This window comes from Bradyrhizobium sp. SZCCHNR3119 (assembly GCF_032487775.1).
Classification (GTDB): Bacteria; Pseudomonadota; Alphaproteobacteria; order Rhizobiales; family Xanthobacteraceae; genus Bradyrhizobium.
This window is the reverse complement of the sequence record NZ_JAUEUV010000001.1, coordinates 4,171,148-4,193,868: the sequence shown is the minus strand read 5'-3', so window position 1 is coordinate 4,193,868 and position 22,721 is coordinate 4,171,148. Positions and strand designations below refer to the sequence as shown.

The following is a 22,721-nucleotide window of genomic DNA, read 5'->3' as shown; positions in this document are numbered from 1 at the left end:
AGCCCGATCTCAGCGATAGCAGTGGAAGCGGCCATAACGGTCGCGATAACCGCGGCAGCGGTAGTGCCGGTGGTAATAGGAGCGGTGTGGGACGCCGAACACGCCCTCGACCGCACCAACCGCCCCGCCTACACCGGCGCCGACCGCGCCGCCGACGACGCCGCCCACCGGGCCGCCGATCCGATTGCCTTCGTAGGAACCCTCCCGCGCTCCGCCCACGATGCCCTGGGCATGGGCGAGGGGTGGCAACGACAGCCACGCAGCTGCAAGGGCGGCAAGAGCGAGCGCCGCGAGGGCACCCGTCAGACGTTGCGGCGAGCGGTCGCGGACCGTCGCCGTCCTGGCTCTGTCTTTTTGCATTGTCATCCTGCTTCGGAAGGTGGACGGGGAAGGATCAATATAACGCAGATCCGGCCAAATGGTTGCAGGCATATGACGGCCGCAGTGCTGGTGAACGCCGACTCGCGAAAATGTCACTCGCGCCGCCGCGCCCACGACTTGCTTGCGCCGCGCGGGCCATTAAGGATGAGAGGGTCCTGAGGCTGGAACAAATATGCAATTTCCGACATATTGCAGGCCGAGGGACACGAGCTCGGTGGGGACTAGAACTGCAAAGGCCCGGAGGCCAGAGGTCACATGCGTACCACCCTTTTTGCGCTTGCCGGATTGATTCTGCTGACCGGCACGCCTGCGTTGGCAAAGGTCGACATCACCGTCGATAAGAACAACCAGATGATGACGGTCGCGGTCGACGGCGTGGAGCGCTATCACTGGCCGGTCTCGACCGGCATTCCCTCGCGCGAAACGCCGAGCGGCACCTTCCGCGCCTTCCGCATGGAAGAGGACCACTACTCCAAGGAATTCGACGACGCGCCGATGCCGCACTCGATCTTCTTCACCAAGATCGGGCACGCGATCCATGGCACGGATTCGGAAGGCCGCCTCGGCACGCCTGCTTCGCATGGCTGCGTGCGACTGTCGAAGGCCAATGCCACCACGCTCTACGATCTCGTCCAAAGGGACGGCGTCCTCAACACCACCGTGACCTTGACCGGCTCCGCTGCGGTGGCGCTGGCGCGCAATCCGCACCGAGGCACTGCGCTGGCGCGCCGCGACACGCAACAATATGAGGACGCCGGCCAGCCGGTGGTGCTGACGCCGCAGCCGCAATTGCTTCCAGGTCGCCAGATCGTGCCGCAGCAGCGGCCCGACGACGGCTACATCTACCCGGCCGACGGCAGCGACCACGGTGCGCGCTATCCCGCGCCGCGTGGGGTAACCCGTCGGGTCTACGATGCGCAGGCTTATCCGCAGCCGCAGCCCCAGTATTACGGCAACAACGCTCCGGCTTATCAGCAGCCCCAGCGTTATTATCAGCCGCGGGACTACTACTACGGCGGCACATATCGGGACTGAGCTGGTCCTGACATCGACACATGAAAGGCGGCCCTAAAGCCCGCCGTTCATGTTTTTTAGCCCACTAAAAAGAAGGTTCGATCGGCGAAGGAGCGGAAACGCGACGACGCCGACGCTCCGCGGCTAGTCGCCATCCCTGAGCCGGCGGTAGACCGCGCCGAGAATGTTCGAATAGTCGTCAGTCCACACCCGCTCGCCCTCGGTCGGCTCGGTCTCGGTCCACTTGTCCGACGAGGCGAGCTTGCCCACATCGGCCTCCTCCCGCGCCGACACCACGACATCGGTGGGGAAGATGTATTCGTCGTCGCGGCCGGAATCCTCGTCATAGACCCAGCTCTTCAGATCGTTGGCATCGGCAATGCCGACGACGACGCTTTCGAGTTCGAGGTGGCGGTTCGACACGTGCATGACGACAGCGCCCTGCGGCGCGAGCTTCGCCTTGTAGATCGCCATTGCCTCTTCGGTCGCAAGGTGAATCGGGATCGCATCCGATGAATAGGCGTCCACGATGATGAGGTCATAGATGCCGTCCGGTTCCTTGGCGAAGGTCAGCCTGGCATCGCCGATCACCGGCTTGAAGTCGGGCGCGCAATTCCTGACATAGCTGAAATATTTCGGGTCGCTCGCCGTATCCACCATGGTCTGGTCGATCTCGAAGAATTTCCAGCTCTCGCCGGGCTCGGCCGCGCAAGTCAGCGTGCCGGCGCCAACCCCAATGACGGCAACCCTGAGCGGCGCACCCTTGCGTTCACGAATGGCGGTGATGGCGCGGCCGATGCCACCGTCCTTGTGATAGTAGGTGATCGGCTCGGGGCGTCCGGCGACCGGCGAGCCGTCGTCGTTCTGATATTTCTGCGCGCCGTGAATGGTCGTGCCGTGCATCAGCACGTGATATTGGCCGTTCGCCGTGACCACGATCTTGTGCACACCGAAGAAGCTGCGGACAGTCTCGATCCGCCCGTCATCCGCCGGATAAAGCCGGATCAGCACCAGCGCAGCGACCACGGTCGCAAAGATCTTCCAGCGGTCGGCATTGAGCAAAATCGCGAGCAGCGCCGCCAGCACCCCGACCGATCCCACCACCCAAACGCGATGCTCCTCCAGATAGCCCGTGACCTTGCTCGTCATCTCCGCCGGCACCATCAGCGCCAGTGCAAGCACCGCCAACACCAGCCAGTACCAGCGGGTCACGAGCGGGAGTCGCTCGCCCTTCTCCGCCGGCCGGCATAGCGCCGCGAGCGCGAGCAGGATCGGGTATTCGGCGACCCAGGAGAATGTGAACGGCGCGATGAGCCCGGCGAACAGACCGCCGACCATGCCGCCGAACGACAGCGCCACATAGAAGCCGGTCAGATATTTCGCCGCGGGGCGCGTGCGTGCCAGCTCGCCATGACAGGCCATCGCGATCAGGAAGAAGCAGAGCTGATGACCGCCGAGCGTCAGCAACAGGTTCTGCTCGCCGCCGACCGCCAGCAGCACGACGACGCCGGCGATCGCCAGCGGCTGCAGCGCCAGCATCCATTTGTGCGGCAGCAGCGGGCGCGACTGGAACACCAGCACCCAGGTCAGCAGATAGAGCGACAGCGGCAGCACCCAGAGCAGCGGCGCCGCCGCGACGTCGGTCGAGATATGCGCGGTGACCGCAATCAGAAGGCCTGAGGGTACCGCGGCCAGGAAGATCCAGCGCCCGCGCAACAGCCAGCTCGGCGGCGGCAGATCGCTCCCCTCCGCCTCCAGCTGGACGGCGGTCTGCACCGGCGCGCGCAACAGCAAGGCCCCGCACGCGGCAATCAGCACGATCAGCACGCCATAGCCGGCCGTCCAGATCAGGTTCTGCGTGCGCAAGGTGAAGATCGGCTCGATCACGAACGGATAGGACAACAGCGCCAGGAAGCTGCCGATGTTAGACGACGCGTAGAGAAAATAGGGGTCGGGCGCGGCCGGATGGCCTGTTCGCACGAACCAGGCTTGCAACAGCGGGTTGTTGGCCGCCAGCGCGAAGAACGGCAATCCGATCGAGACCACGAACAGCCCGAGCAGCCACAGCGCGTAGCCCGAGGTCGGCGGATCGCCCCAGCTGCTTGCGATCGACAGCGGCAGGGTCAGGATCGCCACCATGAGCAGCACGAGATGCACGACCACCGGCACCACCCGGCTGCGAAGCTGCATCAGGAAATGCGCATAGGCATAGCCGGCGAGCAGCAGCGCCTGGAAGAACACCATGGCGACCGACCACACCGCAGGCGAGCCGCCGAGCCGCGGCAACACCATCTTGGTGAACAGCGGCTGCACCGAGAATAACAGCAGCGCGCTGACGAAGATCGCGGCGGTATAGACCACCAGGATCAGGCTATTCCGCGCGGCAGAGGGCTGATGGGCGACGGACGACGCGACTGAGGTCATGGAAACTCCGGCGGTGATCCGGCCAAGGTCGGTGCGGATGGCCCGTCCGCAACGTCCCGGCAACACATAGCGGATGGAAGGCCAGTAAGGCGACAGCGCCGGCAGCACACTTTCGCTTGACGGCATGCCGCAGCGGCGCGAGAGCACGGTCCCGGACAACCGGTTCCGGTCGCCGTAACCGTGCTTCTTTAATCAGGGCTTTTTGAAGCGGACATGAACGAAACCGACGTCGTCGTCATCGGGGCCGGCCATAACGGCCTGACCTGCGCCGCCTATCTCGCGATGGCGGGCTTGCGGGTGCATGTCGTGGAGCGGCGCAAGGTTGTCGGCGGGGCCGCCGTGACCGAGGAATTTCACCCGGGCTTTCGCAATTCGGTCGCCGCCTACACGGTAAGCCTGCTCAATCCGCGCGTCATCGCCGATCTCAAGCTGCACGAGCGGGGGCTCAAGATCGTCGAGCGGCGGGCGCAGAATTTCCTCCCCGCCCCCGATGGCCGCTATCTGTTGACGGGAGAGGGCCGCACGCTCGCCTCGGTTGCCAAGTTGAGCGCGCATGATGCTGAGGCGATCGGCTCGTTTTCGTACAGGCTCGAGGCGATCGCGGACGTCCTGCGCGCCTTCGTGCTGCGCGCTCCGCCGAACCTGGTGGAAGGCCTTGGCCTCGCCGCCATGCGCGAGACCGTCAATGCGCTGACTACGGCCAACGCGCTGCGCGCGCTGACGCTGGAGCAGCAGCGCGACCTGCTCGATCTCTTCACCCGCTCGGCGGGCGAGATGCTCGACGAGGTCTTCGAGAATGACCTGGTAAAGGCGCTGTTCGGCTTCGACGCCATCGTCGGCAATTACGCAAGCCCGTACGCGGCAGGCTCGGCCTATGTCATGCTGCATCATGCCTTTGGCGAAGTGAACGGCAAGAAGGGCGCATGGGGCCACGCGATCGGCGGCATGGGCGCGATCACGCAAGCCATGGCGCGTGCGTTGCGCGACCTTGGCGCGCTGATCGAACTCGATACCGGCGTGCGCGAAGTCATCGTCGAGCGCGACCGTGCCGTGGGCGTGGTGCTGGAGGATGGCAGGACCATCCGCGCCAAATATGTCGTCGCGAATGTGAACCCCAAGCTGCTCTACACGCAGCTGGTCCCCGCCGATGCGCTGCCCGACGACTTCCTTGCGCGCATCAAGCACTGGCGCAACGGATCCGGCACCTTCCGCATGAATCTGGCGCTGAGCCGCCTGCCCTCTTTCACAGTGCTCCCCGGCGATGGCGACCACCTTTCGGCCGGCATCATCCTCGCTCCGAGCCTCGCCTATATGGACCGGGCCTATCGCGATGCGCGCGAGCATGGCTGGAGCCGCGAGCCGGTGGTCGAGATGCTGATCCCCTCCACGCTCGACGACAGCCTGGCGCCGACCGGCCAGCACGTGGCGAGCCTGTTCTGCCAGCATGTCGCCCCGGAGCTGCCGGAGGGCCGTTCCTGGGATGATCATCGCGACGAGGTTGCCGATCTCATGATCGCGACCGTCGACCGCTACGCGCCCGGCTTCGCCTCGACCGTGCTCGGGCGCCAGATTCTCTCGCCGCTCGATCTGGAACGGCAGTTCGGGCTGCTCGGCGGCGACATCTTCCACGGCGCGCTCAGCCTCAACCAGCTGTTCTCGGCCCGGCCCATGCTTGGCCATGCCGATTACCGCTCTCCGCTCAAGGGGCTCTATCACTGCGGCTCCGGCAGCCACCCTGGCGGCGGCGTAACCGGTGCGCCCGGCCACAACGCCGCGCAGGCCATCCTGGCCGACCATCGGGCGCTGTTCGCCTGGGGGTAAGTGGCTAATAGCTCGTGAACGAGGCTGTGGATGAGCGTTGGACAAGTCTGGGGATAGGTCGTGGAAAAGGCCTGCTTCTGCGGTGGACAGGTTCGCCCCGCGATCCCGCTTGCGCGCGGTGACAAACAAAAAGGCCGAGCGCAAGCGCCCGGCCCAAGCATTCCGCGCCGAAAAGATTATTTCAGCGACGTGTTGATCGAGTCGAACTTGCTGCCCAGCGACGTGCCGAGCCCATTGACGGCCGCGATGATCGCGAGCGAGATGCCAGCCGCGATCAGGCCATATTCGATGGCAGTGGCACCGGATTCGTTGCGCAAAAACTTAAAAATCATTGATTTCATGCTCACCTTACTCCCCCTGTCGTTGGATCAGAGCTGGTCGGGATCGTGATGGAACAATACCCGCAGGAAGCTAAAATCGCTTAAACGGGGATCATCCAACTTTCCCGAACATTCCACGCAATTTCCCGGTGATTTCCGACCATGCCGAGCGGCCCGCGCTCCGCCGTCGTGAGCCGTGCGGGAAATTGGCGGGTGCTCCAGGATTCCGAAGTTCGCAACCGAAGCCACTCCGTATGCGGCTTCCGATCCCGCTTGCTTTGGTGCCCAAAACGCTTCACCACGGCGGCCAATTGCCTGCGGATCCCGTGATGCCCCTATCTCCCACCCCAGCCACTTATCGCGCCAGCTTCACCTTGCCCGACGAGAGTGCGGGCCGTCGTGCCGTCGACGTCCTGACCGAGATATTCTTCGAAAGCGATGCCGCCGTGGCCTCTTTCGAGCGGCCGGACGGACACTGGGATGTCGCGGTGCATTTCGCCGAAGAGCCGGATCGCGAGCTGGTTCGCGAGCTCATCGCGGCAGCGGCTGGCCAGCACATTGCCCAAACCGTCGCTTTCGACGTGGTGGAGGCCAAGGATTGGGTCAAGGCCAGCCTCGACGATCTGGTGCCGGTGCCTGCTGGCCGCTTCATCGTCCATGGCAGCCATGACCGCGCCCGGGTACCGCCGAACAAGCTCGGGATCGAGATCGAGGCGGCGCTCGCCTTCGGTACCGGCCATCACGGCACGACCCGCGGCTGCCTGCTGCTGCTCGATCATCTGTTGAAGTCGTATCAGCCCCGCCGTGTGCTCGACCTTGGCACCGGGACTGGCGTGCTCGCGATCGCCGCGGCCAAGGCGCGCCGCCAAGCCATCCTGGCCAGCGATATCGACCCGGCCTCGGTTGCGGTCGCCCGTGACAATGCCCGGATCAACGGTGTGGCACCGCTGGTGCAGGTCATCGGCGCCACGGGCTTCTCCGCACCCGACTTCGGCCGCCGGGGCCCTTTCGACCTGGTGATGGCGAACATCCTCGCCAACCCGCTGCGGCAGCTGGCAGGTCCGATGCGGCGCCACCTGGCGCCCTCCGCCCACGTCATCCTATCCGGCCTGTTGACCCCGCAGGCGCGCGGGGTGGTCGCAGCCTATCGCGCACGCGGACTGGTGCCGGTGCGCGAATGGCGTATCGAAGGCTGGAGCAGCTTGCTGCTGCGATATGTCGGGGAAACGCCTGATCGGGGATGAGCCGGAGCCGGCCGGCGCGGCGACTACTTCGAGATCGGACGAGTGGAAGATTCATCTCTTGCTGGCTGATCGCGTCTGACGCGTGGCGCCACCAAACGATTGACCAGCTGAACCAGCGTACTGCGTTGCTTCTCGGCGGGCGCTTCTACCGGTCCTCCCGGTGCGGGAGTCGATAACTTCTCGAAGGTAAAGGCAGGCATCGTGCGTCCCCTCGCCGCTGAGTTGAGGCACTCCTTGAAGGCGCTACAGCGTGGTCATTCGACCTTCGTCGCAACGTCTTTATGTTTCCCCGCAGCATCTCTTTCGGATGACTAGCGTAAGACAGCAAATCGTTTTGCACAGGCGAATGCAAGGAGATTCTTCATGCGCTGCACACGACGGGTGGGGAAGGTTGATTGCGGATGCGCGTGCGCGACCGTAGACTGACGGACGATGTTCGAAGCTCACTTCCAGACATTCGAGGACCCCGAAGCCGGGGTCGCTCTCACCGCACGCCTGTCCGCGCTGCGCGAGGAACTCGCCAAGCGCAAGCTGACGGGCTTCATCGTTCCGCGCGCCGACCAGCAGCAGAACGAATATGTTCCGGGCTCCGAGGAGCGGCTGGCTTGGCTAACCGGCTTCACCGGATCGGCAGGTGCGGCAGTCGTGCTGCCACATAAGGCGGCGGTTTTCGTCGACGGCCGCTACACCTTGCAGGCCGCCAAGCAGGTCGACGGCAAGGCGTGGACCGTCGAACCGCTGATCGAGCCACCGCTGGAGACCTGGCTTTCCGCCCATTTGCAGCCGGGCGACCGGTTCGGCTTCGATCCCTGGCTGCACACAAGCGCTGCGGCAGAACGGCTGGCGGCGGCCTGCGCCAAGGCCGGAGCCGAACTGGTCGCGGTCGACAGCAATCCGGTCGATACGATCTGGACCGAGCGGCCGCAGCCGCCGTTGGCGCCGGTCGCGATCCATGCAGCGGAATTTTCCGGCGAGAGCGAGGCCGGCAAGCTCGCGCGGATCCGCCAGGAGATCGACAAGCTCGGCGTCGAGGCGCTGGTGCTCTCGGACGCGCACAACGTCGCCTGGGCCCTCAACATCCGTGGCGCCGACGTAGCGCATACGCCGCTGCCGTTGTCCTATGCGCTGGTGCCGAAGACCGGCCGGCCGACGATCTTCATCGACCACCGCAAACTCTCCAACCTCACCCGCGACCATCTCGAACAGTCCGCCGATGTCGTCGAGCCCGATGCCCTGGGGCCGAGCCTGACCAAGCTCGCCCAATCCGGTGCCACGATTGCGCTGGACAGCGCGACCGCGGCCGACGCGCTCACCCGGCTGATCCAGACCGCCGGCGGCAAGCCGGTGCGAGGTCCCGATCCCGTCAGCCTGCTCAAGGCCGCCAAGAACGCGACCGAGATCGAGGGAACAAGGCGCGCTCACCGTCGCGATGCGATCGCGCTGGCCCGCTTCCTGGCCTGGATCGACCGCGAGGCCCCCAAGGGCAGCCTGACCGAGATCGACGCAGTGGAAGCGCTGGAGACGTTTCGCCGCGACACCGGTGCGCTCAAGGACGTCTCGTTTCCGACCATCGCCGGCACCGGTCCGAACGGCGCGATCGTGCATTACCGCGTCACCCGCAAGACCAACCGGCGCATCATGCCCGGCGATCTGCTGCTGATCGATTCCGGCGCGCAATATCAGGACGGCACCACCGACGTCACCCGCACCATCGCGATCGGCATCCCGACCGACGAAATGCGCGACCGCTTCACCCGCGTGCTGCGCGGGCATCTCGCGATCGCCCGCGCGATCTTTCCCGATGGCGCCACCGGCGCGCAGCTCGACAGTCTGGCGCGGCAGTTCCTCTGGCAGGCCGGGCTCGATTTCGAGCACGGCACCGGCCATGGGGTCGGCAGCTATCTCTCGGTGCATGAGGGGCCGGCGCGGATCTCCAAGCTCGGCACGACCGCGCTGAAGCGCGGCATGATCCTCTCCAACGAGCCCGGATACTACAAGACCGACGGCTTCGGCATCCGGATCGAGAATCTGGAGCTGGTCGTCGCAAAGGACATTGCCGGAGCCGAGAAGCCGATGAACGGCTTCGAGGCGCTGACGCTCGCGCCGATCGATCGGCGCCTGATCGACACCGCGATGTTGAGCGAGGACGAGCGCGCTTGGCTCGATGCGTATCATGCGCGGGTCAGAAACGCCGTCCGCGACGCGTTGGACGAGGCCGATCAGCGCTGGATCGATGCGGTCACCGCGGCGCTGTAGCCGCAAGGGATGTCCTTTCGGGACGCGCATCAGCACGCCCTCATTCCGGGACGAGGCCAAAGGTCTCGAACCCGGAATGATGAGGTTGTAGCTGCCGTGTTTTGCATCACCGCCTGCAACATCCTTGCGCGTGCGATGATAACAGTCCCGCTGGCGGCATAGGCGTATGCCGAAACAGCCATTTCGGCGAAGTGGCAGCTCGCTACAGTCGGCCGCGTTCGCAACGACCTGAGCGCCACCGCAATGCACGGAATGATCAGCAAGCCGGCCGAGGCTGCGGCGCAAGCCGGCGTCGCGAATTCGCGCCTGCTGCTGGTCCTGTTGGTCGTGATGACCGGGCTCGCGCCGATCTCGCTATATCTGCTGGTTCCGGCGCTGCCAATGCTGGCCACCACCTTCGGCCGCGATGCCTCCGTGGTGCAGATGACCGTATCCTGCTACATGGTCGGTATCGCGCTATCACAGCTGCTGTTAGGACCGCTGTCGGACCGCTACGGCCGCCGCCCGGTGATGTTGGCCGGCCTTGCGCTGTCGATCGTCGCAAGCCTCGGCTGCATCCTCGCGCAAACCCTGCCGCAACTGATCGTCGCCCGCTTCCTGCAGGCCCTGGGCGGAGCGAGCGGCATGGTGATCAGCCGCGCCATCATCCGCGACCTCTATCCGCGCGAGCGCATCGGCGCCATGATCAGCCTGGTCGTCGCGGTCATGATGATCGCGCAGATGCTCTCGCCGCTGACCGGCGGCCTGATCGAGACGGCGCTAGGCTGGCACGCCATCTTCTACGTCGTGGCGGCGCTGTCGGTCGCGATCGCGGTCGCGGTGACGCTGGCGCTGCCGGAAACCCGGCGGACCCGCACCGAAGGAGCCAGCTTCCGCGGCGACGTTGTCGTGCTGCTCAAGAGCCGCGCTTTCGTCGGCTATATGCTGTGCCAAGTGCTGGCATCGCAGATCATCTTCACCTTCGCCGGCGGCGGCCCCTACATCGTCGAGATCCAGATGGGACGCTCGAGCGCCGAATATGGCGCCTGGTTTGCGACCACCGGCTTTGCGTATTTCGTCGGCAACCTGTTCTGCGTCCGCTTCTCGCCGCGACATTCGCTCGACAGGCTGATCTGGTTCGGACTAGCGCTACAGCTTGCGGGCAGCTCCTTGAATGTGTGCTGGAGCCTGCTCGGCCTCAATCAGGTCCCCGTCATGCTGTTCGGCACCCAGATGCTGGTGATGTTTGCGAATGCGATGGTCATGGCCAACTCGGCGGCGGGCGCGATCAGCGTGCGCCCGAGCGCGGCCGGCACCGCATCGGGCGCCATGGGGTTTCTGCAGATGGGAATCGGCGCCTTGGTGTCGCAGTTTGGCGCCTATCTCGGCGGACATTTCACCACGACCCGACCGCTGACATCCGCCATCCTTGCGATGTCGTTCGCCTGCGCCGGCAGCATGATCTTCCTGGTGCCGCGCGGCAACGCGACCGTGAGCGAGGAGATGATCAAGGAAGCAGAAGAGGATGAGGCCGGCGTGATGTGAGGGCGCTTCGTCATCCGAGCGAAGCTGCACGCCCGAGCACAAGGTCGGCATGCCCCGCGCAGGCGGGGCATCCAGTACGCCGCGGTCTATCAGTTGAACAATCACTGGCTCTGGGATACTGGGTCACCCGCCTTCGCGGGTAACGACAGCGGAGCGTGGAACGTGGGTCGGCCACGATGGCGAAAGCAACAAACGCTACTCCCCGATCAGCTTCAGCCACTCGTCCTCGGTCAAGACCCGCACGCCGTGCTTCTCGGCTTCCGCGAGCTTCGAGCCGGCGCCGGGCCCCGCCACCACATAGTCGGTCTTCTTCGACACCGAGCTTGCCGCCTTCGCACCAAGTCGCTCGGCTGTGGCTTTGGCCTCGTCGCGCGTCATCTTCTCCAGCGAGCCGGTGAACACCACGGTCTTGCCGGCGATCGCCGAATTGCGCTTCGGCTTCTCCGCATCCTGGATCGTGACCTGCCCGGTCAGGCGCTCGACGATGCCGCGGTTGTGACTCTCGCCGAAATAGGCGGCGATGCTCTTGATCACGGTATCGCCGATCTGGTCCAGCGCATCCATCTCGGCGATCGCCTCCTCGTCGCCGTGAGCGACCTTCAGGCAGGCTTCGTGGAAGGCCTCCCACGAGCCATAGCCGCGGGCCAGCGCCAAAGCCGTGGTCTCGCCGACATGGCGCATGCCGAGCGCGTAGATGAAGCGCTCGAGCGGGATGTTGCGGCGCGCCTCGATCGCGTTGAACAGATTGCGCACCGAGGTCTCGCCGTACCCCTCGATCTCTTCCAGCTTCAGTTTCGCGTTGCGGGCGGCAAGGGTGAAAATCTCGGCCGGCTCCTTCACCCAGCCTTGCGCGAAGAAATACTCGATCTGCTTCTCGCCGAGGCCGTCGATGTCGAAGGCGCGCCGCGAGACGAACAGCAGCAGATGCTGGATCTTCTGGAACGGACAGGCGAACTCGCCGGTGCAGCGCGCGCGCGAACCTTCTTCACCAGTCGCAGTCTCCTCGCGCACCACATCGGTATGCAAGGGACACGGGCACTTCTTCGGGAAATGGAATTCCTTGGCGTCCTTCGGGCGTTTGTCGATGATGACGTCCACCACCTGCGGGATGACGTCGCCGGCGCGCTGGATCACGACCGTGTCGCCGATCCTGATATCGCGCCCCTCGCGCAACACCTCGCCCTTGTTGCCGATGCCCTTGATGTAGTCCTCATTGTGCAGGGTGACGTTCTGCACGATGACGCCACCGACCCCGACCGGCTCCAGCTTGCCGACCGGCGTGAACGAGCCGGTGCGGCCGACCTGGATCTCGATGTCCTTCAGCACCGTCATGGCGCGTTCGGCCGGAAACTTGTGCGCGATGCCCCAGCGCGGCGTGCGCGACACGAAGCCGAGCCGCTCCTGCCAATCGATGCGGTCAACCTTGTAGACCACGCCGTCGATGTCGTAGTCGAGCTCAGCGCGCTGCTCCTCGATCGAACGATGGAACGCGAGCAGTTCCTCGACCGAATGACACAGCCGTGTCAGCGGATTGGTCGTAAAGCCGCAATGCTCGAACCATTTGATCATGCCGCTCTGCGTGTCCGCAGGCATTGCGCCCGCGCTCATCTCGCCCCAGGCATAGGCGAAGAACCCCAAGGGGCGCGACGCCGTGATGGCAGGGTCTTTCTGCCGCAATGACCCAGCGGCCGAATTGCGCGGATTGGCGAACACCGTGTCGCCTGCCGCCTTCTGCCGCTCGTTCAGCGCCAGGAACGCCTGCTTGGTCATGTAGACCTCGCCGCGCACCTCGCAGATCTCGGGGATCTTTCGGCCATGCAGCTTGTGCGGCACATCCTTGAGTGTGCGGATGTTGGCGGTGACGTCCTCGCCTTCCGCACCATCGCCGCGTGTCGCCGCAGTGACGAGTTCGCCGCCCTCATAGCGCAGGGACATCGAGAGGCCATCGATCTTCGGCTCGGCGGAGAAGTCGATCTTGTCGTCCGCGAGCTTCAGAAAGCGAACGATGCGGCCGACGAAGTCGCGCACGTCCTCCTCGGCAAAGGCGTTGTCGAGCGACAGCATCGGCACCGCATGACGCACCTTCTTGAAGCGGCCGGACGGCGCGGCGCCGACCTTCTGCGACGGCGATTCGGGCGTAACGAATTCCGGGAAACGCTTTTCGATCGCGTTGAAGCGCTGACGCAGCGCGTCATACTCGGCATCCGAGATCTTCGGCGCGTCTTCCTGATAGTAGAGCCGGTCGTGGGTCGCGAGCTCCAGCGCGAGCCGCTTCCATTCCACCTTGGCCTGCGCCTTGGTGAGATCGGCGACGTCGACGGGCTTCCTTGCTTTTGCTGCTCTGGCCATTGCTTACTACAGTCCGTCATTCCGGGGCGATGCGAAGCATCGAACCCGGAATCTAGAGATGATGGGCATGATCCTATGGCCTACTCTGTGTACATTTTCGCGAGCCGAAAGGATGGGGCAATCTATGTCGGCGTCACCAACGACCTTGTGCGCAGAGTTTATGAACACCAGCAGAAGGCCGTACCGGGATTTACGTCTAGGTACAATATCACACGGCTCGTTTGGTTCGAGATCTACGAGGATCCGATCTCCACGATTGCCAGGGAGAAAGAGCTGAAGAAGTGGAAGCGGGACTGGAAGGTGAAGTTGATCGAGGCCGGCAATCCGGAGTGGAAAGACCTATACGAGACGATCTGCCGTTAAAGAACCGTCATTCCGGAGCGGTTCGCAGGACCGAATCCGGAATCTCGAGATTCCGGGTTCGATGCTTCGCATCGCCCCGGAATGACGTAGCAAGTCGCACCATCGACTGAGCAGCAATTAAGCCGCCATCTCGAGCAACCGTGCCGCCGCGGCGCGGGCCTCGGCGGTAATCTCGGCGCCGGCGAGCATGCGCGCGATCTCCTCGCGGCGGTGCTCGGCCGGCAGGGCATTGACGCGCGTGGCAACGCGCTTGCCCTTGTCGAGCGCAGCTTTGGAGATCAACAGATGCTGGTCGGCACGGGCTGCGACCTGCGGCGCGTGGGTCACCGCCATCACCTGGACTTGGCCGGCCAGCCGCGCCAGGCGGGCGCCGATCGCATCGGCCACCGCGCCGCCCACTCCGGTATCGATCTCGTCGAACACCAGGGTCGGCGCCGAGCCGCGATCGGACAGCACCACCTTCAACGCCAGCAGGAACCGCGACAGCTCGCCGCCCGATGCCACTTTCATCATCGGCCCTGGCCTGGTGCCCGGATTGGTTTGCACCCAGAACTCGACGCGATCGATCCCCTGCGGTCCCGGCATCTCGGCATCGGCCTCGACCTGGGTCATGAACTTGGCGCGTTCGAGCTTGAGCGGCGCGAGCTCGGCGTTGACGGCCCTATTGAGCTTCTCGGCAACCTTGCTGCGCGCCGCCGAGAGTTTTGCAGCCGCTGCGGCGTAGCGCGAACCGGCATCGGCGGCTGCGGCTTCCAGCTTCTTCAGCTGCTCGGCGCCGGCATCGATCAGCACGACGTCGGCGGCATATTTCGCCGCGAGCGCCGCAAGACCATCGACCGGCGTGGAGTATTTGCGCGAAGCCGCACGCAGCGCGAACAGCCGCTCTTCGATGCGCTCCAGCTCCAGCGGATCGAAGTCCGTCGCGGCAAGCGCAGCCGTCAGATGCTGGTCAGCCTCCTCCAGCGCGTTGATTGCGGCATCGATGGCCTTCACGGCCGGCTCGATCAGGGCCGGCGAGCTGCCGGCCCGCCGCTCCAAGCGCCGCACGGCAGCCGAAAGACTGGCGATCGGCGACTGGTTGCCACCGACAGCTTCCTGGGCGTCGCGCAGATCGGAAGCGATCTTCTCGCCCTGCATCATCGCGGTGCGGCGCGCGGCAAGCTGGGTCTCCTCGCCGTCTTTTGGCGCCAACGCCCTCAGTTCGTCCGAGGCATGGCGCAGATAATCGGCCTCGCGGGCGGCACGCTCCATGCCGGCGCGATGTGCCTCCAGCGCCGCGCCCGCGCTGCGCCGGGCCGCCCAAAGCAGTTCGACCGCCGCGACGTCTTTCTCCAGCCCTGCAAAGGCGTCGAGCAGGCGGCGGTGGGTGGCGGCATCGACCAGCGCCCGCTCGTCGTGCTGGCCATGGATCTCGACCAGCGCCGCGCCGACCGCCTTCAGGGTCTGCACGCTGACGGACTGGTCGTTGATGAAGGCCCGGGTCCGGCCGTCACCGAACTGGACGCGGCGCAGGATCATCTCGCCGTCGTCCTCAAGGCCGTTATCCGCCAATATCTTCGCTGCAGGATGGTTCTTGGCCACCTCGAACACGGCCGTCACCTGGCCCTGTTCGGCGCCCTGGCGGACGAGGCTCGCATCGCCTCGACCACCCAGCGCCAGCGCAAAGGCGTCGAGCAGGATCGACTTGCCGGCGCCGGTCTCTCCGGTCAGCACCGCAAGCCCTTGCGAAAACTCGATATCAAGCCGCTCGATCAGAACAATGTCACGGATCGACAAACGCGCCAGCATGGCAGTTGAGTCCTCGTTGAGGGCGAGAGCCCTGAAGCGATCGACTCAAATGCTAGCAGGATTCGTAGAACAAAACAAGAACACACCTCCGCGGAGGCCGGACGGCGCTCTCGCATTCAGCCTCGCCCGCGAGCGGCCGGAGGGGCGCCCAATACGCAGCGTCTCGATCGAGACGCGCCGGGTTCAGCCCAGGCCCAGCTTCTTGAAGGCCTTGGAGATGTAGGAGCCTTTGTTCTCTTCCGGCTCCACGCCGCCGTTCTTCACGAGATCATAGGCGTCTTTGTACCATTTGCTGTCCGGAAAATTGTGCCCGAGCACGGCAGCCGCGGTCTGCGCCTCGCCGACGATGCCGATCGCCATGTAGGCCTCGGTCAGCCGAAACAGCGCTTCCTCGACGTGACGGGTGGTCTGATATTGCGTAACCACGGTCTTGAACCGGTTGATGGCCGCCGTGTAGTCGCGCTTTTGCATATAGTAGCGGCCGATATCCATTTCCTTGCCGGCGAGCTGGTCACGCGCGCCCTCCAGCTTGGCCTTGGCGCTGACCGCATATTCGGAGGTCGGATATTTGCGAACCACCTCGTCCAGCGCTGCGATCGCCTTTTCGGTGCGCCCCTGATCTCGGCTGATGTCCGGGATCTGGTCGTAATGCGAGGCCGCGATCAGATATTGCGCATAGGCCGCGTCCGGGCTGCCCGGATGCAGCGTTACGTAGCGCGTCGCCGAACCGATGCAGCCATCATAATCGCCGGCCTGATACGAGGCATAGGCGGACATCAAAAGCGATTTGCGGGCCCAGTCGGAATAAGGATGCTCACGGTCGACTTCCTCGAACTTCTTGACCGCGCCCTTGGGATCCTTCTTCTCGTTCATCATGTACAAGCCCTGATTATAGAGCTTGTCCGCCGGCTCATCGACGAAGGTGTCGTCCTTGGCCAGGAACTTGTCCCACAGTCCGCCGGTGCCGCATCCGCTCAAGGGCAGTGCGAGCACAATCAGCGATGCAGCCAGCCTGATGCGGCCGGCTAATGGGGTGCAGAGTTCGTGCGGAAGACGCTGTGTCGACATGAGCTTCTCAGAACCTGACGCCTGTGATCCGGTGTGTGCCGCGCGTCATGAACTTTACGATCATGAACGCCGGTCAGGGCTTGTCCAGGCGCCTGCCGTGCAGCCATCGCCTCTTTAGCCGAAACGCCCTTGTTAACCAACCGCATAGGCAGGCATTTCGCCCGGATTAAGGCGGCATCGGGACGCACCCGTCCACATGGTTACCTGGCAAAGCCCTGGAAAGCCTATGAAGTTTGGCGCTCCCGGCAGCCCGCTCGCGCCCGGCAATCATCGGCAACGAAAATCCCGTGGAGGACTCGCCGGGCGAAACGAGCAGTCATCAGAGACTCACTCGGGTGAGCCGGCTCTGCCAAGCCGCGAATCGAGGCGTCCCGTCAGGACACGTCCGGGCCGTAAGCCGGAGCGATCATGCCGCCGACCATTCCACCCACCGCGACCTCGGTCGCAACGCGCGGACGCCGCACCGCCGGCTCGCCTTCGACCACCCGCCAGGCCGTGCGGTCGGCAAGCAGCGCGGTCAGCACCGCGTGATTGAGCTTATGGCCCCCGCGCACCGAACGGTAAGTCCCAAGCAGCGGCAGGCCAGCGAGTGCGAGGTCGCCGAGGGCATCCAGCACCTTGTGACGGGCGCATTCATCGGCGTAGCGCAGCCCTTCTGGGTTCAGGAGCCGCTCCTCATCGAACACGACGGTGTTCTCGAAGGACGACCCCAGCGCGAAGCCGGCGCTCCAGAGCTTCGCTACGTCGCTCATGCAGCCGAAGGTGCGGGCGCGGGCGATCTCGCGGCGGAAACGCTCCGGATTGAGATCGAATTGGTAGGCTTGGCGGCCGATCACCGGATTGGTGAAGTCGATCTCAACCTCGACCCGGAATCCGGTCGCATTCGGACGGAGCTCGCCGGAACAAGCGCCGATCGCGACCTGCACCGGCTTGAGGACCTGGATGAAGCGGCGTGCCGCCGACTGCGAAACAACGCCCGCCTGCTCGATCGCCGCAACGAAGGGCGCTGCCGAGCCGTCCATGATCGGAACTTCGGGACCGTCGATCTCGATGGTGGCGTTGTCGACGCCCATGCCGCGCAGCGCGGCCAGCACATGTTCAGCGGTGGAAACCAGCGGACCTTCGGAGTCGCCGAGGACCGTTGCAAATTCGGTGGCGATCACCGAGCCAGCGGTGGCCCTCACCTCTCGGTCGGCGCCATCGAGACCGGTGCGGACAAAAACAAGGCCTGCATCGATCGGCGCAGGCCCAACAGTCAAGCTCACGGGCGCCCCGGAATGGACACCAACACCGGTGACGGTGGCCTGCGAACGAAGCGTGGTTTGCCGGCTGAATTTCATCGACTATCGCCCAAGACCCCACCTTAACACCGGGCTGGCAGCTACTTCGCGCCGACTCAATGTCAGGTATTCCCCAAGTCACGCCAAACCTTAATCACGGGCTCCGAAGGGCGCCAACTCACGCTTCTTTACGGATTGTTACCCTATCTCCGCCGTATTCGCGCCAAGGCTTAACCAAATTGGAACGCGCCCTTTACCCTCCATGGCCCCTATCACAGCACCGAAAGAATAATTAATCATTTAAAATCAGCCGCTTGAACGACGCCGAGTGTTCGGTCCCTCCAAGCGAAGAGGCCCGGCTCTTGCGAGCCGGGCCTCTTTTCCACAGCCAGGGCTGTAACAATTCTCAGGTTGCCTGCCGGCGGAGGAAGGCCGGGATATCCAAATGATCGTCGCCCTGTGGCGCCGGCGACACAGGTGCGGGGCGGCCGTGAATGTCCAGACCTTGCGGCGCCGGACGACGAGCATATTCCGAAACCGGCTCGTGGGCTGCGACCTGCTGGGCCACCGTGCGCTGCTGCGGCTTGCGCTCGGGCAGCGGCGGCATCACCGGCATGGCCGGTCCTGCCCCACGGCCAGCGACCGGAGCCTCGCTCTCCTCATCGCGACGGCCGAGACCGACATTGGCCAGCCGCTGCAACAGCGACATCCGGGACTTCTGCGGATGCTCGTCGGCCTCGTCACCCCGCGCCTGGCGAATCTCGGCCTGGGCCGGCATCGGCAGGTCCTCGAATTTCGGCATCCGCGGGGCCCGGACCGGCAACCGTTCGGCGGCCTGCGGGATGAAGGTCTCCGGAGGCGCCGCCGGTTCCACCGGTGCGGCGCGCATGGTCTCGGGCTCCGGGAATAGCGACGGCTTCTGAGCGATCGGACGCACGGTCACGTCACCGTAGGAGGCCGGATGTACAGGAGCCGCGGCGGCGGGCTCGCTCGCCATCGCCGCGGCAACGGCCGCCAGCGTATCGCGTTCGAGATTCGGTGCCGGGCGAGGCGCCGGCGCGACCGGTGCCGGGGCTGCGGGCGCCATCTGCGCCGCCTGGGCTTCGAGCTTGGCCGCGCGATCGGCGAGGCGCTGATTGTCGGCGCGCAACCGCGCCGTGAGATCGGCGAGCCGGCTCTCCGGGGCGCCCATCGCAACCGACGGAGCCGGCGCGACGGCTGGCTGCACCGGCGCAGAAGGCGGCGCCACGCCGCGGTTGAACTGCGCCTGCTCGATGCCGGTCGCGACCACGGAGACCCGAATCAGCCCGTCGAGCGATTCGTCGAAGGTGGCGCCGACGATGATGTTGGCGTCCTGGTCAACCTCCTCGCGGATGCGGGTCGCGGCCTCGTCCACCTCGAACAAGGTGAGGTCCTTGCCGCCGGTGATCGAGATCAAGAGCCCCCTGGCGCCCTTCATCGAGGAATCGTCGATCAAGGGGTTGGCGATCGCAGCTTCGGCGGCGGTGAGCGCGCGCTTCTCGCCGGAGGCTTCGCCAGTGCCCATCATCGCCTTGCCCATCTCCCTCATCACCGCTCTGACGTCGGCGAAGTCGAGGTTGATCAGGCCTTCCTTGACCATCAGGTCGGTGATGCAGGCCACGCCCGAATAGAGCACCTGGTCGGCCATCGCGAAGGCGTCGGCGAAGGTGGTCTTCTCGTTGGCCACCCGGAACAGATTCTGGTTCGGGATGATCAGCAGCGTATCGACGACCTTGTGCAGTTCCCCGATGCCCGATTCCGCCGTGCGCATGCGGCGCTGGCCTTCGAAGTGGAACGGCTTGGTGACGACGCCCACGGTGAGGATGCCCATTTCGCGCGCGGTCTTGGCGATCACCGGTGCTGCGCCGGTGCCCGTTCCGCCCCCCATGCCGGCGGTGACGAACACCATGTTGGCGCCAGAAAGGTGGTCGCGGATCTCGTCGATCACCTCTTGTGCGGCAGCCGCGCCGACATCGGGCTGCGAACCGGCGCCCAACCCTTGCGTCACCTGCGTGCCCATCTGGATGATGCGCTGCGCCTTCGACATCGTCAGTGCCTGGGCATCGGTGTTGGCGACGACGAAGTCGACACCCTGCAGGCCTGCGGTGATCATGTTGTTGACGGCGTTGCCGCCCGCGCCACCGACGCCGAACACAGTAATCCGCGGCTTCAGCTCATGGATATCAGGAGGTGTAATAGTGAGTGCCATGGTTGCCTCTCGATCACGCGCGCGTGGGTTCGCCACGGCCGCCGGCCGCGGGTGTTGGTGAAAATCGCATGGGGCGGAAAAAATTCATCAGAAGCCCTCGCGTAGCCATCGTCCGACCTTTCCGAAATAGCCGTCGGTCCCTGTTCCAAGCTGCCGCGTATGCCGCGGTTCGACATGTTCGAGGTGCGCGTATTGCGGATAGACCAGGAGCCCGGTGGGCACAGCAAAGGCGGCGTTCTTGGCTTCGTTCGGCAGGCGGCCAAAGCCGAGCGGACGGCCGACCCGCACGGGGCGGCCGAGAATCCGACTGCCGAGTTCGACAAGGCCGGTCAGTTGCGAAGCCCCGCCGCTCAGAACGACACGGGCCTTGGGCTCTGCCGCAAAGGGAGAATCCTTCAGCCGGTCCCGGACCATTTCAAAAATCTCCTCGGCGCGGTGCCTGACAATATTCGCGATGGTGGCGCGGGACACGATCTGCGGGAGATCCCGCTCATTGTCCCCGGCCGTCGGAACAGACATCAACTCACGCGCGTCAGACCCGCCGGTCAGCACCGTGCCATATAACGTCTTGATTCGCTCGGCATCCGCAATGCACGCTGATAGTCCGCGCGCAAGATCCATGGTCACGTGGTACCCGCCGAGCGCAAATCCGGAGGCGTGGATGAATCGACCGCCGGAAAAGATCGCGATCGTCGTGGTGCCCGCGCCCATTTCGACCACGGCCGCGCCGAGATCGGCCTCGTCATCGGTCAAGACCGACAATCCGGCAACATACGGGCTCGCAGCCATGGCCTCGACATTGAGATGGCAGCGCTCGACAACCAGCATCAGGTTCTTGGCGACCGTGGCATCGCTGGTCACGACATTCATGTCGACGCCGAACTGGCGCGCCAGCATGCCCCTGGGATCACGGATGCCCTTCACGCCATCCAGCGTGTAGCCGACGGGCAGCGCGTGCAGCACTGCACGGCCCTCGCCCGTCGCATGATGCATGCCGGTCGAGGTCACCCGGCTGACATCGGCCTGGGTCACGGCGCCGCCGCGAATGTCGGACGTCGCTTCGATCAGGTGCCCCATGAGCCGGCCACCCGCCACCGGCAACAACACGGATTCGACTCTCACCTTCGCCATGCGTTCGGCAAGCGCCACCGCCTGACGCACCGCCTGCTCGCACGCGACCGGATCGACGACGGCGCCCGCCTTGACGCCGCGGGACTGGATCTGGCTGTAGCCGATCAGTTCCACCGCATGACTGCGGCCCCGCAGCGCGTCGCTCGGCGGCGCCGGCCTGAGCCGTGCGATCATGCAGGCGATCTTGCTGGTGCCGACGTCGAGCGAGGCCACCAGCGCAGTCCGCTTCTGCGACATCGGACGGGTCTTCGGGGTCTGGCGATCGAAGCCGGTCATGCGTCACCGGCTTTCTTCTTGGACTTCTTGTCCTTGAACAGCTCTTCGCGCGCCTTCGCCGCATCATCGGACAATTGCACCATGAGCCGGTCCGGCAGGCGCATGTCGATCGCGACGATATCGCGCGAGAACAGATGATCCTCCTGATCCAGCTGGGAGAGCGCGGCCAGCGCATTGCCGACGTCGTACTCCGGCAGGCGGATGTCGAGCCCGTCCTTGGTGCGCAGGTTCCAGCGGCGCTCGCCGACGAAGACGGCCGCCTTGGTCACCGCGCGCACCTGCGGGTAGCGCGCAAGCAGCGCCAGGAAATCGCGGGCATGACTCTCGGCGCCCTTGCCGACCACGAGCGGCAGGGTCAGGAACGGGCGCGACACATAGGGTTCGAGCACGGCGCCGTCATCGGCGATGACGGACAGCCGCCCGTTCTCCTGCCACAAGGCGAACGCCTTGCGCTCGACGATGTCGATCCGCAGCTGGTTCGGAAAGAATTTCTGCACGGTCGCATCGGCGATCCAGGGATTGGACTTGAGCCGGTCACGCACGGCGGCGGCATCCAGGAACAACAGCGAGGAACGGCCGGTCACGCCGCCCACCGCGAGCACCTCGTCCTGGGTCAATTGCTTGCGGCCGTTGATCGCGACCGCGGTGATGCGGAAGCCGACCGAATTGGCGAGCGCGTTGCGCGCATCGCTGAAGGCGGTGCTGAACTCCTCGGCGTGTCCGCCCTTGACGATGCCGAGCCAGACGCTGCCGAACAGCAACGCCACCGTCATGGTGGAACCGACACGGCGGGGCAGATAGCGTTCGACCAGCTCCACGATGCGCGGCGGCGCCTCGCGCTCGACCAGCGGCGCGAGCGGAACGGGCCTCGCTGAGTTGGCAGCAATGTGCGCGGACCGGCGCGCAGATTTGAGGCGGATGAACTGGGCGGACAGATACTCGCGCAGCAAGATCGCCGCGCCAAGGGCAGCGGCCTTCAGGTCAGCTTGAGGCCTCTGCGATCGAGCGAGGCGTCCTGCACCATCCATTGCACGAGCTCATCAACTGTTATGCCCACAGATACGTTGCGGGCCCCGACCCTCGCGGCTCGAACCGGCCGGAGCGCTGATCTCGATCGCCATGCAGATCGTCACGACAGCGCGGACCGGCGGCCGAGCACCGCTGGATCGCCAGCGTTAACCTTCGGACGTCCTGGTAAACAAAAGGTAAAGCCGATCCGGGGAGACGTATTTTTTCTCCGATTTATGAGCAC

At 65.0% G+C, this 22,721-nt stretch carries 16 protein-coding genes; 6 read left to right on the top strand and 10 right to left on the bottom strand.

The genetic code is table 11. The features are described 5' to 3' along the window. Positions 1–9 precede the first annotated feature (9 nt). A complete protein-coding gene (locus tag QX034_RS19310; protein WP_315700932.1) occupies positions 10–360 on the bottom strand; it encodes a hypothetical protein in 351 nt (116 codons plus the stop codon). A 276-nt stretch (positions 361–636) separates the two neighbouring features. Between QX034_RS19310 and QX034_RS19305 the strand changes: the two genes are divergently transcribed. Continuing rightward, a complete protein-coding gene (locus tag QX034_RS19305; protein WP_315700933.1) occupies positions 637–1,416 on the top strand; it encodes a L,D-transpeptidase in 780 nt (259 codons plus the stop codon). A 123-nt stretch (positions 1,417–1,539) separates the two neighbouring features. On the opposite strand, the gene QX034_RS19300 is transcribed toward QX034_RS19305, so the two are convergent. Then, positions 1,540–3,819 (bottom strand): fused MFS/spermidine synthase, encoded by a 2,280-nt coding sequence (locus tag QX034_RS19300; protein WP_315700934.1) that lies wholly within the window; start codon positions 3,817–3,819, stop codon positions 1,540–1,542. 213 nt (positions 3,820–4,032) lie between these two features. Between QX034_RS19300 and QX034_RS19295 the strand changes: the two genes are divergently transcribed. After that, positions 4,033–5,640, top strand: a complete 1,608-nt coding sequence (locus QX034_RS19295) for an NAD(P)/FAD-dependent oxidoreductase (RefSeq protein ID WP_315700935.1) — start codon at positions 4,033–4,035, stop codon at positions 5,638–5,640. A 176-nt stretch (positions 5,641–5,816) separates the two neighbouring features. Here the strand turns inward: QX034_RS19295 and QX034_RS19290 are convergent, their stop codons facing one another. After that, entirely contained in the window at positions 5,817–5,981 is a 165-nt protein-coding gene (locus QX034_RS19290; protein ID WP_315700936.1) for a Flp family type IVb pilin, read from the bottom strand. 308 nt (positions 5,982–6,289) lie between these two features. On the opposite strand from QX034_RS19290, the gene QX034_RS19285 reads away from it, so the two are divergent. The 3 genes from QX034_RS19285 (at position 6,290) to QX034_RS19275 (ending at position 10,984) form a co-directional block, all read left to right on the top strand. Next, positions 6,290–7,204, top strand: coding sequence for a 50S ribosomal protein L11 methyltransferase (locus tag QX034_RS19285; RefSeq protein ID WP_315700937.1), 915 nt, complete (start codon positions 6,290–6,292; stop codon positions 7,202–7,204). A gap of 432 nt (positions 7,205–7,636) precedes the next feature. Further along, a complete protein-coding gene (locus tag QX034_RS19280) occupies positions 7,637–9,460 on the top strand; it encodes an aminopeptidase P family protein (RefSeq protein ID WP_315700938.1) in 1,824 nt (607 codons plus the stop codon). A gap of 243 nt (positions 9,461–9,703) precedes the next feature. Further along, positions 9,704–10,984, top strand: a complete 1,281-nt coding sequence (locus QX034_RS19275) for a multidrug effflux MFS transporter (protein WP_315700939.1) — start codon at positions 9,704–9,706, stop codon at positions 10,982–10,984. A gap of 195 nt (positions 10,985–11,179) precedes the next feature. Here the strand turns inward: QX034_RS19275 and ligA are convergent, their stop codons facing one another. Beyond that, positions 11,180–13,333 carry an NAD-dependent DNA ligase LigA gene (gene ligA, locus QX034_RS19270; RefSeq protein ID WP_315700940.1) on the bottom strand — a complete coding sequence of 718 codons (2,154 nt, stop codon included), beginning with the start codon at positions 13,331–13,333 and terminating at the stop codon, positions 11,180–11,182. A gap of 75 nt (positions 13,334–13,408) precedes the next feature. Here ligA and QX034_RS19265 point away from each other — a divergent pair, with 75 nt between their 5' ends. Continuing rightward, entirely contained in the window at positions 13,409–13,696 is a 288-nt protein-coding gene (locus tag QX034_RS19265) for a GIY-YIG nuclease family protein (RefSeq protein WP_315700941.1), read from the top strand. A gap of 117 nt (positions 13,697–13,813) precedes the next feature. Here QX034_RS19265 and recN read toward each other — a convergent pair whose 3' ends face one another. From recN to QX034_RS19235, 6 genes are all read right to left on the bottom strand, one after another. Further along, positions 13,814–15,484, bottom strand: a complete 1,671-nt coding sequence (gene recN / locus QX034_RS19260; protein WP_315700942.1) for a DNA repair protein RecN — start codon at positions 15,482–15,484, stop codon at positions 13,814–13,816. A gap of 183 nt (positions 15,485–15,667) precedes the next feature. Beyond that, positions 15,668–16,552 carry an outer membrane protein assembly factor BamD gene (locus tag QX034_RS19255; RefSeq protein ID WP_315700943.1) on the bottom strand — a complete coding sequence of 295 codons (885 nt, stop codon included), beginning with the start codon at positions 16,550–16,552 and terminating at the stop codon, positions 15,668–15,670. Positions 16,553–16,926: 374 nt separating this feature from the next. Then, positions 16,927–17,892, bottom strand: a complete 966-nt coding sequence (lpxC, locus tag QX034_RS19250) for a UDP-3-O-acyl-N-acetylglucosamine deacetylase (protein WP_315700944.1) — start codon at positions 17,890–17,892, stop codon at positions 16,927–16,929. Between the two features lie 346 nt (positions 17,893–18,238). Continuing rightward, positions 18,239–20,062 (bottom strand): cell division protein FtsZ, encoded by a 1,824-nt coding sequence (gene ftsZ / locus QX034_RS19245; protein ID WP_315700945.1) that lies wholly within the window; start codon positions 20,060–20,062, stop codon positions 18,239–18,241. 87 nt (positions 20,063–20,149) lie between these two features. Further along, complete coding sequence (gene ftsA, locus QX034_RS19240) at positions 20,150–21,469, bottom strand: cell division protein FtsA (protein ID WP_315700946.1); 1,320 nt, start codon at positions 21,467–21,469, stop codon at positions 20,150–20,152. Continuing rightward, positions 21,466–22,497: a cell division protein FtsQ/DivIB gene (locus QX034_RS19235; RefSeq protein ID WP_315700947.1), complete on the bottom strand. Its 1,032-nt coding sequence runs from the start codon at positions 22,495–22,497 to the stop codon at positions 21,466–21,468. The genes ftsA and QX034_RS19235 overlap by 4 nt, the downstream gene beginning before the upstream one ends. Positions 22,498–22,721: the final 224 nt, after the last annotated feature.

What these genes read in the sequence shown, in the direction of transcription:
- QX034_RS19310 (WP_315700932.1), bottom strand. Translation starts at nt 360, where the DNA reads ATGCAAAAAGACAGAGCCAGGACGGCGACGGTCCGCGACCGCTCGCCG.
- QX034_RS19305 (WP_315700933.1), top strand. Translation starts at nt 637, where the DNA reads ATGCGTACCACCCTTTTTGCGCTTGCCGGATTGATTCTGCTGACCGGC.
- QX034_RS19300 (WP_315700934.1), bottom strand. Translation starts at nt 3,819, where the DNA reads ATGACCTCAGTCGCGTCGTCCGTCGCCCATCAGCCCTCTGCCGCGCGG.
- QX034_RS19295 (WP_315700935.1), top strand. Translation starts at nt 4,033, where the DNA reads ATGAACGAAACCGACGTCGTCGTCATCGGGGCCGGCCATAACGGCCTG.
- QX034_RS19290 (WP_315700936.1), bottom strand. Translation starts at nt 5,981, where the DNA reads ATGAAATCAATGATTTTTAAGTTTTTGCGCAACGAATCCGGTGCCACT.
- QX034_RS19285 (WP_315700937.1), top strand. Translation starts at nt 6,290, where the DNA reads ATGCCCCTATCTCCCACCCCAGCCACTTATCGCGCCAGCTTCACCTTG.
- QX034_RS19280 (WP_315700938.1), top strand. Translation starts at nt 7,637, where the DNA reads ATGTTCGAAGCTCACTTCCAGACATTCGAGGACCCCGAAGCCGGGGTC.
- QX034_RS19275 (WP_315700939.1), top strand. Translation starts at nt 9,704, where the DNA reads ATGCACGGAATGATCAGCAAGCCGGCCGAGGCTGCGGCGCAAGCCGGC.
- ligA (WP_315700940.1), bottom strand. Translation starts at nt 13,333, where the DNA reads ATGGCCAGAGCAGCAAAAGCAAGGAAGCCCGTCGACGTCGCCGATCTC.
- QX034_RS19265 (WP_315700941.1), top strand. Translation starts at nt 13,409, where the DNA reads ATGGCCTACTCTGTGTACATTTTCGCGAGCCGAAAGGATGGGGCAATC.
- recN (WP_315700942.1), bottom strand. Translation starts at nt 15,484, where the DNA reads ATGCTGGCGCGTTTGTCGATCCGTGACATTGTTCTGATCGAGCGGCTT.
- QX034_RS19255 (WP_315700943.1), bottom strand. Translation starts at nt 16,552, where the DNA reads ATGTCGACACAGCGTCTTCCGCACGAACTCTGCACCCCATTAGCCGGC.
- lpxC (WP_315700944.1), bottom strand. Translation starts at nt 17,892, where the DNA reads ATGAAATTCAGCCGGCAAACCACGCTTCGTTCGCAGGCCACCGTCACC.
- ftsZ (WP_315700945.1), bottom strand. Translation starts at nt 20,062, where the DNA reads ATGGCACTCACTATTACACCTCCTGATATCCATGAGCTGAAGCCGCGG.
- ftsA (WP_315700946.1), bottom strand. Translation starts at nt 21,469, where the DNA reads ATGACCGGCTTCGATCGCCAGACCCCGAAGACCCGTCCGATGTCGCAG.
- QX034_RS19235 (WP_315700947.1), bottom strand. Translation starts at nt 22,497, where the DNA reads ATGGATGGTGCAGGACGCCTCGCTCGATCGCAGAGGCCTCAAGCTGAC.